The organism is Thiopseudomonas denitrificans, assembly GCF_002866065.1.
Lineage (GTDB): Bacteria > Pseudomonadota > Gammaproteobacteria > Pseudomonadales > Pseudomonadaceae > Thiopseudomonas > Thiopseudomonas denitrificans.
Genome location: NZ_LNJZ01000007.1, coordinates 1 through 16,529, shown reverse-complemented (window position 1 = coordinate 16,529; position 16,529 = coordinate 1). Strand labels below are relative to the sequence as shown.

At 49.5% G+C, this 16,529-nt stretch carries 8 protein-coding genes and 1 pseudogene; 2 read left to right on the top strand and 7 right to left on the bottom strand.

The window, feature by feature from the left end; all coding sequences use genetic code 11:
- Window positions 1–74: 74 nt before the first annotated feature.
- Window positions 75–1,457 carry a cysteine--tRNA ligase gene (gene cysS / locus AR306_RS05925; protein ID WP_101496647.1) on the bottom strand — a complete coding sequence of 461 codons (1,383 nt, stop codon included), beginning with the start codon at window positions 1,455–1,457 and terminating at the stop codon, window positions 75–77.
- Window positions 1,454–3,136 (bottom strand): glutamine--tRNA ligase/YqeY domain fusion protein, encoded by a 1,683-nt coding sequence (locus AR306_RS05920; protein ID WP_101496646.1) that lies wholly within the window; start codon window positions 3,134–3,136, stop codon window positions 1,454–1,456. Before AR306_RS05920 ends, cysS begins: the two co-directional genes overlap by 4 nt.
- A gap of 132 nt (window positions 3,137–3,268) precedes the next feature.
- Here AR306_RS05920 and AR306_RS05915 point away from each other — a divergent pair, with 132 nt between their 5' ends.
- Both AR306_RS05915 and AR306_RS05910 read left to right on the top strand, forming a co-directional pair.
- The gene (locus tag AR306_RS05915; protein WP_101496645.1) at window positions 3,269–3,766 is read left to right on the top strand and encodes a peptidylprolyl isomerase; all 498 of its coding nucleotides are present in this window, start codon (window positions 3,269–3,271) and stop codon (window positions 3,764–3,766) included.
- Window positions 3,767–3,772: 6 nt separating this feature from the next.
- Window positions 3,773–4,480: a UDP-2,3-diacylglucosamine diphosphatase gene (locus AR306_RS05910; protein WP_101496644.1), complete on the top strand. Its 708-nt coding sequence runs from the start codon at window positions 3,773–3,775 to the stop codon at window positions 4,478–4,480.
- 121 nt (window positions 4,481–4,601) lie between these two features.
- Here AR306_RS05910 and AR306_RS05905 read toward each other — a convergent pair whose 3' ends face one another.
- The 5 genes and pseudogenes from AR306_RS05905 to AR306_RS13720 form a co-directional block, all read right to left on the bottom strand.
- Entirely contained in the window at window positions 4,602–5,879 is a 1,278-nt protein-coding gene (locus AR306_RS05905; RefSeq protein ID WP_101496643.1) for a TolC family protein, read from the bottom strand.
- Window position 5,880: 1 nt separating this feature from the next.
- Complete coding sequence (locus tag AR306_RS05900) at window positions 5,881–7,317, bottom strand: HlyD family type I secretion periplasmic adaptor subunit (RefSeq protein WP_166627806.1); 1,437 nt, start codon at window positions 7,315–7,317, stop codon at window positions 5,881–5,883.
- Between the two features lie 11 nt (window positions 7,318–7,328).
- On the bottom strand, window positions 7,329–9,437 hold the full coding sequence (locus tag AR306_RS05895; RefSeq protein ID WP_101496641.1) for a type I secretion system permease/ATPase: 2,109 nt from the start codon (window positions 9,435–9,437) through the stop codon (window positions 7,329–7,331).
- A gap of 241 nt (window positions 9,438–9,678) precedes the next feature.
- Window positions 9,679–16,377, bottom strand: coding sequence for a calcium-binding protein (locus AR306_RS13615; RefSeq protein ID WP_276307456.1), 6,699 nt, complete (start codon window positions 16,375–16,377; stop codon window positions 9,679–9,681).
- A gap of 81 nt (window positions 16,378–16,458) precedes the next feature.
- Window positions 16,459–16,527, bottom strand: a pseudogene (locus AR306_RS13720) (hypothetical protein); the annotation flags it as partial.
- Window positions 16,528–16,529: the final 2 nt, after the last annotated feature.

Below are 16,529 nucleotides of genomic sequence, written 5' to 3'. Positions count from 1 at the left end.
CCCCTGATAATTGTCTGTCAGGGGCTAATCCCGGGTTAATCGCTACTGATCAGGCTAAGCCCATTCCTGCAGGATCAGGCATAGCGCCAGGTGGTCACGCCCTTGCTGTCTTCCAGAATCACGCCCTGCTCCGCCAGTTCATCGCGGATGCGGTCGGATTCGGCCCAGTCCTTTGCTTCACGGGCGGCCAGACGCTGCGCGATCATGCTCTCGATATCGGCCGGTGCCAGTTTATCTGCACTGCCGGCCAGCAAGAATTCGTCGGCTTCCAGTTGCAGCACACCCAGCACCTCGGCCAGTTTGCGCAGCTGCGCGGCCAGACCGGCTGCAGCCTGCATGTCGCTGGTCTTGAGGCGGTTGACCTCGCGCACCATGTCGAACAGCACGGCACAAGCCTCGGGAGTGTTGAAGTCGTCATTCATCGCCGCAGCAAAGCGCTCGACAAAGGCTTCACCACCGGCCGGCTCGACCCGCTCCAGCCCTTTCAGCGCCAGATAGAAACGTTCCAGCGCACCCTTGGCTTCTTTCAGGCTGTCTTCGGAATAGTTGATCGGGCTGCGGTAATGGCTGGACACCAGCAGGTAGCGCACCACCTCGGCGGGGTATTTTTCCAGCACCTCGCGGATGGTGAAGAAGTTGCCCAGTGACTTGGACATCTTCTCGCCATCGACCCGCACGGCACCGGCGTGCATCCAGGTTTCGGCATAGGTCTGGCCGGTGGCCGCCTCGCTCTGGGCGATCTCGTTTTCGTGGTGCGGGAACACCAGGTCCGGGCCGCCGCCATGAATGTCGAAGGTGTCACCCAGACAGCAGGTGGACATTACCGAACACTCGATGTGCCAGCCGGGACGGCCTTCGCCCCAGGGCGACGTCCAGCTTGGCTCGCCGGGCTTGGCGGCTTTCCACAGCACGAAATCGAGCGGGTCTTCCTTGGCTTCGCCGACCTCGACCCGGGCGCCGGAGCGCAGGTCGTCCAGCTTGATGCGCGACAGCTTGCCGTATTCGGCAAATTTGCCGACGCGGTAATAGACGTCACCATTGCCGGGTGCGTAGGCATAGCCCTTGTCGATCAGGGACTGGATCATCGTGAACATGCCGTCGATATGGCCGGTGGCACGCGGCTCGATATCCGGGCGCAGCACATTGAGGCGGGCTTCGTCCTCGTGCATGGCGGCGATCATGCGCTCGACCAGTGCGGTAAACGGCTCGCCGTTTTCGTTGGCACGGTTGATGATCTTGTCGTCGATGTCGGTGATGTTGCGTACATAGGTGACATCGTAGCCGCTGCGGCGCAGCCAGCGGGTAACCACGTCAAAGGCCACCATCACCCGGGCATGGCCGATATGGCAGTAGTCGTACACGGTCATGCCGCAGACGTACATGCGTACCTGACCGTCAACCAGCGGCCTGAGCGGTTCTTTCTGCTTGCTCAGGGTGTTGTAGATGTATTGTGTCATTTGGCTCCCCAGGAATCACGCAGGGTCACGGTGCGGTTGAACACCAGTGCACCGGGCTGGCTGTCCTTGCTGTCCAGGCAGAAATAGCCTTCGCGCTCGAACTGGAAGCCTTCACCTGCTTGAGCATCAGCCAGCGACGGCTCGGCGCGGCAGCCCTTGAGCACCACCAGCGAGTCCGGGTTGACGTTTTCCAGGAAGTGCACGTCTTCGCCCTCGGCGTTTTTGTCTGGATTCGGCTCTTTGAACAGGCGGTCGTACAGACGCACTTCGCACTCGACGCTCTCGGCGGCCGGCACCCAGTGAATCACGCCCTTGACCTTGCGGCCTTCCGGGTTCTTGCCCAGGGTGTCGGGGTCATAGCTGCAACGCAGTTCGAGCAGCGTGCCGTCGGTATCACGGATCGCTTCGTCGGCGCGGATCACGTAACTGCCACGCAGACGCACTTCGACGCCGGGCGACAGGCGCTTGTAGCCCTTGGGCGGCTCGTCTTCATAGTCGCTGGCATCAATATAGATTTCACGTGAGAACGGCAGCGTGCGCGTGCCCATATCGGTTTTCGGGTGACGCGGCAGTTCCAGTTGCTCGGTTTGGCCTTCGGGATAGTTGGTAATCACCACCCTGACCGGGTTGAGTACGCACATGGCGCGGCTGGCGTTGGCGTCCAGATCCTCGCGGATGCAAAACTCCAGCATGCTCAGATCGACAATGCCGCCGGCACGGTTGACGCCAATCATGTCGCAGAAATTGCGGATGGACGCAGGGGTATAGCCACGGCGACGGAAGCCGCTGATGGTGGACATGCGCGGGTCGTCCCAGGCGGACACATGGTTTTCGTCCACCAGCTGCTTGAGCTTGCGCTTGCTGGTCACGGTGTAGTTCAGGTTGAGGCGGGCAAACTCGTACTGGCGCGGCTTGGCCGGTACCGGCAGGTTGTCCAGGAACCACTCGTACAGCGGGCGGTGGTCTTCAAATTCCAACGTACACATGGAGTGTGTGATCAGTTCGATGGCATCGGACTGGCCATGGGTGAAGTCGTAGCTCGGGTAGATGCACCACTTGTTACCGGTCTGGTGGTGTTCGGCATGGCGAATGCGGTACAGCACCGGGTCACGCATGTTCATGTTCGGCGAGGTCATGTCGATCTTGGCACGCAGCGAACGCTCGCCTTCGGCAAACTCGCCGGCACGCATGCGCTGGAACAGGTCGAGGTTTTCCTCGATGCTGCGCTCGCGGAACGGGCTGTTTTTGCCCGGCTCGGTCAGGCTGCCACGGTATTCACGGCCTTCTTCTGGCGACAAATCACACACAAACGCCTTGCCAGTTTTAATCAGGTGAATCGCCCAGTCATACAGCTGTTCAAAGTAGTCGGAGGCGTAACGCACCGGACCATCCCAGTCGAAGCCCAGCCAGTGGATGTCGTCCTTGATGGAGTCGATGTATTCCTGCTCTTCCTTTTCCGGGTTGGTGTCGTCAAAGCGCAAATGACAAACGCCGCCAAATTCCTTGGCCATGCCGAAGTTCAGGCAGATGGATTTGGCGTGACCGATGTGCAGATAACCATTGGGTTCCGGCGGGAAACGGGTGACAACACTGCCGTGTTTGCCGGACTCAAGGTCCTCCTGGATGATGGTGCGAAGAAAGTTGGCGGCAACAGTGACCGAAGATTCTGGCTTGCTCATGATGTCCTTAAACAGGTGAACCCCCGCTGGCTGCGCACAGGGGTAGGCTAAAATGTACAAAGGGCTTATCATAGCGCAAAACTGTCATTCTTCCGACAGCCCGTTCGTTTTTATGATTGATGGAACCCGACGATGATCAAACTGCACACCAACCATGGCGTAATCACCCTCAAGCTGTTTGCTGACAAGGCTCCGGAAACCGTGGCCAACTTCACCCAGTACGTCAAGGACGGTCACTACAACAACACCATCTTCCATCGCGTGATCAGCAACTTCATGATCCAGGGCGGCGGTTTCGAGCCCGGCATGGAGCAGAAGAGCACTCGCGCACCGATCAAGAACGAAGCCAACAACGGCCTGTCCAACAAGACCGGCACCATTGCCATGGCCCGCACCATGGAGCCGCACTCTGCCAGCGCCCAGTTTTTCATCAACGTGAAGGACAACAACTTCCTGGACCACACCGCCCCTACCCTGCAGGGCTGGGGCTACACCGTGTTCGGTGAAGTGGTTGACGGCATGGACGTGGTCAACGCCATCAAGGAAGTGAAGACCACCAACCGTGCCGGCCACCAGGACGTGCCTGCCGAAGACGTGATCATCGAAAAGGCCGAAGTGGTCGAGGGCTAAGCCCGGATGATCCTGCTGATCTCCGATCTGCATCTGCACGAACAACGCCCGGACATTGCCCGGGCGTTTTTCCGTTTCTTGCAGGAAACCGCACCACAGGCCGACGCCCTCTATATTCTGGGTGATTTTTTTGAGGTGTGGATTGGCGACGACGCCATCAGCCCGTTCCAGCAACAAGTTGCCACTGCGCTAAAACAGCTGGCCGACAGCGGCACGCGCATTTACCTGATGCACGGCAACCGCGACTTTTTGATCGGCAACGCATTCTGCCTGCAAGCCGGCTGCCAGCTGCTCAAGGACCCGGCCCTGCTCCAGCACAACGGTGAGTCCATTTTGCTGATGCACGGCGACAGCCTGTGCACCGACGACCATGACTACCAGCGCATGAAACGCATCCTGCGCAACCCGCTGAGCCTCTTCATCCTGCGCCACTTGCCACTGAAAACCCGACGAAAACTGGCCGGCGACCTGCGCGCCAAAAGCCGCAGCCAGACCCGCATGAAGGCCGCCGAGATAACCGATGTCAATGCGGCAGCAGTTGAACAGGCCATGCAGCGTCATGGCGTGCGCACCCTGATTCACGGGCACACTCACCGTCCAGCTACTCATAACCTACCGACCGGCACGCGCATTGTGCTTGGCGACTGGGATAGCCACGGCTGGTATCTGCAACTGGATGAAACCGGTATCGAGCAGCATTCGTTTGCCATCTGATACCATGCTTTTTACCCTCAAAAAACTTTGTAACAAAACGGCCTGTACGAAATTTGCTCGTATAGATATAAGCGAGCAGTCCAGCGCCAAATGGCTCGCATAACACGTAATCAGCTCTAAATTAATTCATAATGCTTTGTATTTTCAACAGTTCAATTTCGCCAGACAGAATCTGAAGAGTGACATAACTTGAAGCAAATTGGTATTGCGCTTCTGCCAGCTTACGCTGTGCCTCCAAATAGTCTCTTTCAGCATTAATAAGGTCAATCTGCGTTCTCACCCCAGCAGTTAATCCAATTCTAGTTGCTTCAAGTTTGGTATTGTTTGTTTCACAAAGCTGTGTAAATGCTTTAGCTTGATACTGACTGCTCTTGACATCAAGAAACAGTCTTTCCATATCCAGCAGAGTATTTTCAATCGCATTATCATACTCATGACGCAAGAATTCTCGTGAAGCAACGGATTGCCGTGTTTGACTTGTCATTGCGCCACCATTAAACAAAGGAACAGTCATACGAACATCAATATAATTTCCACGAGTAGAATACCTTACTCCCCCTGAGCCAGCGACATTTCGTTTATGTATGTTATCCCGATAGCCAAGATTCAAGTCAATAGTAGGCAAGTGTTGAGATTTAACAGCTTTAACATCGTAATCCGCCTCTTTAACAAGTTCCATCTTTACTTGGAGAGCAAAGTTTCCACTTAATACTTTTTGTTTCCAATACTCAAAAGTTGACACATCCACAGCCCTCATAACGATATTGCCTTGCTGTAACGTTCTATACGGAAACCCTGTCATGCTAGATAACTGTCCAAGGCCGATTTTAAGTTTATTATGTATTGCAATTTCTTCGGCACAAATTGCTTCGTAAGCTGACTGCGCATCATAAAAATCAATAATTGTGCCCGCTCCTTTTTTGTACAAAGCTTCAGTTTGTACAACTTGGGCCGCCATCGATTCTCTTGTTTTTTTTATTAGCTCCAGATCTTTTTTTGACTGCAGTGTATCAAAATATACTTGCGTCACTTTGGTTAAAAGCTGATGACGATGATCTTGTAACTCAAGGTCTGCAATCATAGAGCGGGTTGTGCCTTTTTTATATTGATGCCACTTGGTCACATTCAACAATGCCTGAGTTAGCTCAATACCCCAGCCTTGCATCGCAGAGTCGTCAGCATTGTTTTGCGGCTGTTCCTGGTAATAAGTATTTCCTCGCAATGATGGTAGCAAATGCGCCAATGACTGTGCTTTCGCTTCATAATCGGCATTGCGTTTTTCAGACGCAGCCTGTATTTCTGATGAGTTACTTAAAGCATACTCCCAAGCCTGTATTAGCTCAGAGCCAAAACAACAGTTAGCCCATACCACACTCAGAAGAACTAGAACACTACGCACATTAACGCTCTCTAAAACTAGTATCTATTTTAGTTTTCAACGGACTAAGCAAGTAGTCAATAACTGTTCTTTTATCTGTATTTATTTCCGCAACCACCGACAACCCTGCCGTCAGCTTAATAGAGCCATTAAGCCGTTGCTTATCAAGACTAATAAGTGATGAATACACCAGCCCCATTTTTTCATCCTCAATGGCATCATAACTAATAGATTTTATCGTGCCTGTCAAATAGCCGTGCCTAGTATAAGGAAATGCATCTAGCTTAATTATCACTCCCTGCCCTTTGCGAACAAATCCAATATCTTTATTTTGAATTAGTACATCAACCTCAAAAAAATCCTCTTTAGGAACAATTACCATTAACGGCTGAGCCGTTGTCACAACACCATTAATCGTATGTGTTTCCAGCTGCTGAACCGTACCGTCAACTGGGCTCGTTAATAACATCAAATTATTTCGCTGCTGATTTTTCTCTACTTCAAAGCTTGCTTGGTTAATACTTTCATTAGCTTGGCGGATAGAGTCTAAAGTTTCAGAAATCAATGCTTGCGTGTTAGTCATACGTTCTTCGTGGGTTTGAGCTATCGACTTCTCTATTTCAGTAACTTTTGAATAGTTAGTTTTTACATCAGCCTCTAGCTGCAGCACAGTAGCCTTTTGTTCCAAGTAACTGTGCTCTGTGATAAATCGACTTTCATATAGATCACCCAGATTTTCAAGTTTACCCTGTTCAATTTCCAACAAGCTTTTTGCCTTTTGTTGCTGAGTTTTAATGGTATTAATTTCAGCGTTACGCTGTTGCATTAAAAGATCAAGCTGCTGATCTTTGTACTGCCATGTTAAAAATTGATTCAGTAAAAGATTTTTTGACTCATCAATTTCATCGCTGGTAACAACCAAGTCTCTCGGATGCATAAAAGTGCCGATATTTGAAATATCTTTAATCTCTAAAATCTTAACAAGATTCTCACCACGCCACTTAGCCAGATATGCAGACTTCAGTGATGTACGGGCTTGTTCGAGATCTGATTCACTCCCTATGGCTGTCAATCTAATCAGCGGCTCTCCCTTCTTGACATCCTGTCCATTACGAACATAAACAGCGCTTACTACAGAGTTTTCTAATGGCTGAATAGTTTTGCTATACCCACTAATGATGATTTTTCCCTGACCCGTAGCGACAACATCTACCTCGCTGAACACAGACCATATCAAAGCAAAAAAAACAAAGAGTATAATTAATCTTGCTGTCCATTTTGGAGCAACAGAAACAGGTGTTTCAACCAACTCAAGATGTGCTGGTAAAAAAGCAAGCTCATCATCTTTACGTTTAGGTGGATCAAGCTTGTCTCGTATGGCCCACACATTAATAAACACTTGCCAATAGCGTAAAAGAAGTAATTTAACGGCTGTCAATTGACTGGTTTCCTTACTCATCATCCAGTCCCTTAATTTGCTTGCAACTGGTTTAAATAACGATAATAGCCGTTTTCTATCTTAAGTAGTTCATCATGACTTCCCTGTTCCACAACAATACCCTTGTCCATCGCAATGATTCGATGAGCCATACGAACGGTCGACAGCCGATGGGCAATAATGAACACTGTACGATTACGACAAATCAGCTGCATATTTTTCATAATAGCCCTTTCAGATTCATAATCCAAAGCACTGGTGGCTTCATCAAAGATTAAAATACGTGGATTTGTTATAAGTGCTCGCGCTATAGCAATCCGCTGTCTTTGCCCACCAGACAGCGTTGATCCGTGTTCACCAACTTCCGTATCATAGCCTTCTGTTAACTCCATAATGAAATCATGTGCGCCCGACAGTTTAGCCGCTTCAATAATTCGCTCCATTGGCAGTCCCGTGTCAACCAAAGCAATATTATTACGAACACTGGTATTCAATAATATGTTTTCCTGCAATACGACACCCACCTGTCGACGTAACCATACTGGATCAACCAAAGCCAGATCATTTCCATCAATCTTCACTCGCCCAGACTCAGGAATATATAAGCGCTGTACCAGTTTGGTAAGTGTACTTTTACCTGAACCTGAGCGCCCAACAATACCGATAACTTCTCCACGACCAATTTTTATATTCATATCTTTTATTATTTTCGGGCCATCTGGCCGGTAACGAAAATTAACATTTTCAAATTCAACATCCCCCTGAATAGGGGGCAACGTTAGACGCGATTTAGCGGCTTCAACTGGAGTATTTAGAATATCCCCAAGACGAGCAACCGAAATCCCCACTTGTTGAAAGTCTTGCCAGAGTTGTGCCAACCGAATAATCGGCGCAGCTACTTGTCCGGCCAGCATATTAAAGGCAATGAGCTGCCCGACCGTTAAACTCCCTTTAATAACAAGATGAGCGCCCAGCCACAAAATAGCTATCGTGACAAATTTTTGGATAAGTTGAACACCTTGCTGACCAATTGTAGCAATCCGTACCACCCTAAATCCTGATGTTACGTAAGCGGCAAGCTGCTGATCCCAGCGTCGTGTCATTTGTGGCTCAACAGCCATTGATTTAATTGTCCCTATAGCAGACACAGATTCAACTAAAAACGCCTGGTTGTCAGCATTACGTGCAAATTTCTCATTAAGCCTTGCACGTAAAATAGGACTTACAGCAGCAGACCACAGCGCATAACATGGCAAAGAAGCCAGCACAATAAGCGTCAATGCTCCGCTGTAATACCACATGACCGCAATAAATATAAATGAAAACATCAAATCCATAACCGATGTTAAGGTTTGTCCTGTAAGAAAGTTTCTAATTTGCTCCAGCTCGCGTACACGCGCAATCGTTTCACCTACACGCCTGCTTTCAAAATAACTAATTGGCAATGTCAACATGTGGCGAAACAGCTTTGCTCCCAGCTCTACATCAATTCGACTGGTCGTGTGCGAGAATATATATGTACGCAAACCATTCAGCACGACATCAAAAATGGTAACCGTTACAAACGCAATAGCTACCACATCAAGTGTTGAGTAACTTCGATGCACCAACACTTTATCCATAACTACTTGAAAAAACAGAGGCGTAATAAGTGCAAACATCTGTACAACAACAGATATCAACATAACCTCGCCAATGATTTTTCTATATTTCACCAAGGATGGAATAAACCAGGTAAAATCAAATCGTGCCAGCTCTCCCAATATTGAAGCGCGGGAAGAAACACAAATCAATACACCCGAATACCTTTTTGAGAAACTCTCCCTATCCAAGACCAATGGTTTATTTAACATTAAATCCTGAATTAAAAATCGTTCATCATCTATTTTCGCTAAAACAAAGTGTTCACCATCTTCGCACCAGACAACGGCTGGCAAAGCGACCATATCTAATCGGCCAATATCTTTTTTAATTAATTTGGCCTTCAGCCCAATATCTTTTGCGGCAAGTAACCAGGACTGACGACTCAGCACCTTCTGGCCACTTTCACCGAAACGGTGTACAACATCATCAGTATCAACTGATATACCGTGATACTGTGCAATAATAGACAACGATTGGAGCGAAGTAGAGTTTGACATTTTTTAGCTCACCGCACTATCGAAGGTAGATGTGATTCACAGGAACACTGACCTGGTAATCGCACCGCTCCGGTTCATGCAAACTGTTTTTAGAGCGTATCCACCTGGCTATATTGTAAATCCCAAGATTGCCTTGATACGGCTCAAAACAACTTTTCATTTGATCATTTAAGACTTTAGGTTACTTAAAATAACAAAAAGCCCTCGCACATTAATACGTACGAGGGCTTTAGCTATCCACTCAATAGCTGGAGGCCATATTGGTTAAAAGCAAATTATCTCCATTCGTTTCTGTAAATGAGGCGGTATCCGCTGCAGATTGTGTAGAAAAACCGGCCATTGCATTAATCATTTGCTGGACTTGCGTGTTTGTAATCACAGCACCATCACTGAAATGTATTTCTTCAACTTGCCAAAACTTGCTTGCAAACCAATTTTCAACAGTTAATACATCATTTGTATTTTTTATACTGATTTTTAAATCTTGTCTAGATCTGGTAAACAACAGATCGGACTGAGCAACGTCTTCCTTAAACTTGATAATGTCTTTGTTTTTTGAACTTATATCAAAATCTTGTATTGTGTCATGTCCATATCCCCTGCCAAATATATAGGTATCACTCCCCAGTCCTCCAAAGAGCTTATCGTTACCGGCACCACCATCCAGGATATCATCGCCAGTGCCACCATACAGAAGGTCATCGCCGTCACCACCGCTCAGGTAGTCATCGCCACTGCCACCACTTAAGTAGTCGTTGCCAGTACCACCATACAACCGGTCATTACCTGAGTCTCCATATAACATATCATTACCCGTCCCTCCATGAATGATGTCATTACCGCTTCCACCATAGATAATATCGTTACCTGCACCACCAGAAAGAATATCGTTTCCGCCCATGCCCATTATGGTATCGTTTCCACCGAGGCCATAAATAATATTATCCCCGTTGGGATTACGTATATTTAAAAGAAGCTCACTCCGATTACTTCCAATCAAGACATTCGGCAGATTTATTAAAGAATTAACCTTAACAGCAAATTCCTGTGACGCAGTGTCCCCATACTCGTCTGTTGCAGTAACCTTAATATCAAGTATTCCCAAGGCTTCTTCAAACGGTGGAATACCCTGTAACGTTTCGGTTTCCGAATTAAATGTCAACCAATCCGGGAGTTTATCTCCGTTAGCTAGCGTTACTGAAAGCTGAATCTTGCTGTTATTGTCACTATCCGTAAAGGCTCCTTTGGGAATTTCATACACCAAGGGTGCCAGCTCATACAGACTGGTGTCAGCCAACTGTTCTCCAACTTCAGGTGCATTATTCTGACCAATAATAGTCATTGTTACAGTGCCAACTGATGAGGCCCCTCGTGAGTCTACAACCTTGTAATCGAAGGTGTCAGTCAATGTTTCACCGTGTGCCAAATTTTTAGACAGCTCTTCATGGTCATAAATAATCGTGTCATTTTCCAGCCGAACTTTAACGCCAAGACTGGATTCAAAAACATTCGTTACTGAAAGCACATCTTGCGGATTAATATCGTAATCATTGGCTAACACTTCAGCCGTTTTGATTAACGCAACTTTTTCATGCTCATAGGTGGTTAATTCGTCCGGATTAGCAATGGGAGGCTGGTTAACCAACCAGTCCACCTGTTCGTCAACCAAAATGGTGCCGTCAGCAAACTCTACGCGGCGCACCCCTTCCTGGTTGATATACCAGTTTTTCAGTCGAACTGAACCACTACTGTCATCAAGACTAATCAATAGATCATTACCAACCCGAACTCCTTCAACATCGGTAATCTTAATGTCATCTTTAAAGATCAGCGTGTCATATCCTTGATTATCTATGATACGGTCGTGACCACCATTTTTATGGTAAACAAACGTATCGTTACCCGCTCCTCCGTCTAGGGTATTGTCACCCGAGTTTCCTACAATAATATTATCCAGCTCATTTCCTGTTCCGTTAATATTATCGCTTCCGGACAAGGTCAAATTCTCAACGTAGTCCGACAGCTGGTAACTGACAGTAGAAATAACTGTATCAATACCCTCATCGGCATTTTCTATCACCACGTCATATATATTATCGACGAAGTAAATATCATCACCCAAACCACCGATAAGTGTATCTGCACCCAATCCACCATCCAGTACGTTGCTTCCATCGTTACCGATGATGATGTTGTTGAGCTCGTTACCCGTACCTTGAAGGTCCTCTTCACCCGTGAGGGTCAGGTTTTCTACGTTGGCAGTCAGTGTGTAATCAATCGAGGCCATCACCAGGTCTGTCCCCTGTCCCGCCAGCTCGATTACCTGATCACCCACATCATCAACGATGTAGGTATCGTTGCCCATGCCACCACGCATGATGTCAGCGCCCGTACCACCATCCAGCAGGTCATTACCGGCACCGCCAATCAGGGTGTCGTTACCTGCACCGCCCTCCAAGATGTTATTGCCGCTGTTACCGGTAATGATGTTGTCCAGCTCATTGCCCGTACCACGGATATGACCGCTACCAGTCAGGGTCAGGTTTTCTACGTGATCTGTCAGTGTGTAATCAACGGATGCCTGCACCAGGTCAACGCCTTCGTCAGCGTGTTCGATGACCACATCATTGACGTTATCAACAATGTACACATCATCACCTGCACCGCCCATCATGGTATCAGCTCCGGTACCACCATCCAGCAAGTCATTACCAGCACCGCCAATCAGGGTGTCATTGCCGGCACCGCCATATAGCTGGTCATCTCCGTCACCACCATCCAGAATGTTGTCACCGCTGTTCCCCCGGATGATGTTGTCCAGTTCGTTGCCCGTTCCGTCGATATCAGCTGTGCCAGTGAGGGTCAGGTTTTCCACGTTGGCAGTCAGTGTGTAATCAATCGAGGCCATCACCAGATCTGTCCCCTGTCCCGCCAGCTCGATCACCTGATCACCCACATCATCAACGATGTAGGTATCGTTGCCCGTGCCACCACGCATGATGTCAGCGCCCGTACCACCATCCAGCAAGTCATTACCAGCCCCGCCAATCAGGGTGTCATTGCCGGCCCCGCCATATAGCTGGTCATCTCCGGCACCACCATCCAGAATGTTGTGACCGCTGTTCCCCCGGATGATGTTGTCCAGTTCGTTGCCAGTTCCGTCAATATTGGCTGTGCCGGTGAGGGTCAGGTTTTCTACATGATCCGTGAGTTGGTAAGTAATTGAAGATTCGACAAGGTCAATGCCTTCGCCCTCATGCTCCACCACCACATCGTCAACATGGTCAACTACATAGGTATCATTACCAGTACCGCCCATCATCAGGTCAGCACCCTCGCCACCATCCAGGCGGTCATTACCGGCACCGCCTATCAGGGTGTCATTGCCCTTGCCGCCAAACAACTGGTCGTTGCCAGCGCCACCATCCAGCACGTTGTTTCCATCGTTACCGATGATGATGTTGTTGAGCTCGTTACCCGTACCCTTAAGATCTTCCTCACCCATGAGGGTCAGGTTTTCCACGTTGGCAGTCAGTGTGTAATCAATCGAGGCCATCACCAGATCTGTCCCCTGTCCCGCCAGCTCGATCACCTGATCACCCACATCATCAACGATGTAGGTATCGTTGCCCGTGCCACCACGCATGATGTCAGCGCCCGTACCACCATCCAGCAGGTCATTACCGGCACCGCCAATCAGGGTGTCGTTACCTGCACCGCCCTCCAAGGTGTTATTGCCGCTGTTACCGGTAATGATGTTGTCCAGCTCATTGCCCGTACCACGGATATGACCGCTACCAGTCAGGGTCAGGTTTTCTACGTGATCTGTCAGTGTGTAATCAACGGATGCCTGCACCAGGTCAACGCCTTCGTCAGCGTGTTCGATGACCACATCATTGACGTTATCAACAATGTACACATCATCACCTGCACCGCCCATCATGGTATCGGCTCCGGTACCACCATCCAGCAAGTCATTACCAGCACCACCAATCAGGGTGTCATTGCCGGCACCGCCATACAGCTGGTTACCCAAATCATTACCCTTGATCTGGTTATCCAGCGCATTACCTTTTCCGACCAGGCTGTCACCTACCAGTTCAAGATTCTCAACATGGTCACCCAGCTCGTAATCAATCGAAGCAATAACCGTATCGTTACCTTCATTGGCGTATTCAATGACCTGGTCACCCACATCATCAACGATATAGATATCATCACCGGCACCACCACGCATGATGTCGGCACCCTCGCCACCATCAAGAATATCGTTGCCCATGCCACCAGTTAAAATATCGTTGCCTGCAAAACCTTCCAGATGGCTATTACCATCGTTAGCAATGATCTCGTTATTTAAAGCGTTTCCGCTACCTTTCAGGTCTGCGGTGCCCGTCAGAATGAGTTTTTCAACGTTGTCTGAAAGCTTGTAGTCAACAGAAGCAATGACCGTGTCATAGCCTTCGTTTGCATTTTCCTCAACCACATCATGACTGCTGTCGACAATATAAGTATCATCGCCCTTGCCGCCGCGCATGATGTCATCACCCAAGCCACCATCAATGATGTTGTTGCCGTCATTACCTATAATCAGGTTATTTAGATCATTTCCTGTGGCATTCAGGTCTTTATCACCTACCAGGCTCAGGTTCTCGACATGATCGGTAAGCTGGTAGGAAACCGACGCAATAACAGTATCCGTACCCTCACCCGCCTCTTCAACGACCACATCATTTTCATCATCAACAATGTACGTATCGTCTCCGGTGCCTCCGGCCATAAAGTCCGCGCCTTCGCCGCCATCCAGCAGGTCATCACCGGCACCACCATACAGAGTGTCATTGCCTTTGCCGCCAAACAGCTGGTCGTTGCCGGCGCCGCCATCCAGTACGTTGTCTGCATCATTGCCGGTAATGATATTGTCGAGTTCATTACCTGTACCATCAATGGCGTTTTCCCCGGTCAGAACAAGGTTTTCCACATTGTCGGACAGGCTATAGCTTACAGAGGCCTCGACCGTGTCAATCCCTTCGTTTTCCAGCTCGACAACCCGGTCATCCACATGGTTGACAACATAGGTATCATCCCCTGTTCCGCCAATTAAGGTATCGACACCGCCGCCGCCGTCCAGCCTGTCATCGCCGTCATAACCATAAAGCGTGTTGTCGCCATCATTGCCAATGATGATATTGTCCAGCTCATTACCTTCACCCTGCAAGTCTTCTGTACCGGTCAGCGTGAGGTTTTCAAGGTTGGCACCCAGCGTCCAGTCCAGGCTGCTTATAACCGTATCAGTCCCTTCGCCTTCGGCCTCGATAACCTGGTCATCCGCGTGCCTGACAACATACACATCGTCGCCCTGCAGGCCCTTCAGCGTGCTGGCATGCAGATCGTTGGCAACCAGTTTGTTATCCAGCTCATTGCCCGTGCCCTCAGTCGCAGCACCGGCCAACTCCAGATTTTCCAGGTTATCGCCCAGCGTATAGTCAAAATGACTGATAACCGTATCCGTACCCTCGCCAGCTTTTTCGATAATAATGTCTTCACGATCGTCGGCTGTCAGGATGTAGGTGTCATCGCCTCTTCCACCGATCAAAGTGTCCTTGCCTGCACCACCGGTCAAGATATTGTCTCTGTGGTTACCCGTAATAACGTTGTCCAGTTCATTACCGGTGCCATTGATATTGCCTTGACCAATCAAGGTAAGGTTTTCAACGTTATCCACCAGCGTATAGTCAATAGAGGATTGAACGGTATCAATGCCTTCATCGGCCAGTTCAATCACCTGGTCGCCGACGTTATCCACAATGTAGGTATCGTTACCGCGCCCGCCGATCAGAATGTCTGCGCCGGCCCCACCATCCAGAGTGTCATCGCCATCATAACCATAGAGCGTGTTATCGCCCGAGTTACCAATGATGACGTTATCCAGCTCGTTGCCTTCACCGGTCAGATTGCCTTGTCCTGTTAGGGTCAGGTTTTCAACATGATCCGTCAGTTGATAATTAATAGATGACTTGACTGTATCAATGCCTTCATTGGCCAGTTCTACAACCAAGTCTCCTGCATTATCAACGATATAGGTATCATCACCCGCACCACCAACCATAAGGTCAGCACCTTTTCCACCATCCAGGATGTCATCCCCATCGTAGCCGTACAGCTCGTTGTCCAGCTCATTACCGGTCAGGACATTATTGGCTTCATTACCCTTGCCCACCCGAGCATCGCCCACCAGCGTCAAGGCTTCCAGGTTGTCGCCCAGCGTATAGTCAATTGAAGAGATAACCGTATCAAAACCCTCATTGGGCTTTTCAATCACTTGGTCACCCGCACTGTTCACCACATAGGTGTCATTGCCGCGCCCGCCAATGAGCGTGTCTTCACCCGTGCCGCCGTCCAGATAGTTGTCGCCCGAGTTGCCACGAATGATGTTGTCGAGCTCGTTGCCCGTACCGGACAGGTTTTGAGGCCCCAGCAACGTCAGGTTTTCGACGTTGTCACCCAGGGTGTAGCTGACGTTGCTTTCAACCGTATCAATCCCTTCATCGGCGTGTTCGATCACCACGTCGTCAACGGAATCAACCACGTAGGTATCGTCACCCTTGCCGCCCTGCATGATGTCGTTGTTGCTACCGCCATCCAGCCAGTCGTCCCCGTCACTGCCCAGCAGGGTGTTCTCAGCAGCATCGCCAATCAATATCCCGTTGCCCAGCAGGCTTTCCAGCGTTGCCGTTTCACCGGTGGCCAACTGCAGATCAGCCAGGTTAAAGGAACGACCATCGGCAAAGCGGACAACATCCAGACGGTGCGCCTCGTCATTCAGGCTATTGAACCAGTTGGCAATGCTGATACTGCCCGTGCTGCCGATTCGAAAGAGCAGGTTATTGCCGTCCTTGCTGATGCTGATATCGCCAGGGCGAATGCCCTCGCTAAACTGCAAGGTATCTGTACCGGAATCCCCACGAGTTTCAATAATGGTGTCGTGGCCGCCGCCCAGCTCGTACAGGTAGGTATCATTACCCAGCCCACCGTAGAGGATGTCATCACCGGCGCCGCCGTGGATAAAGTCGTCGCCGTCACCGCCTAGTATCA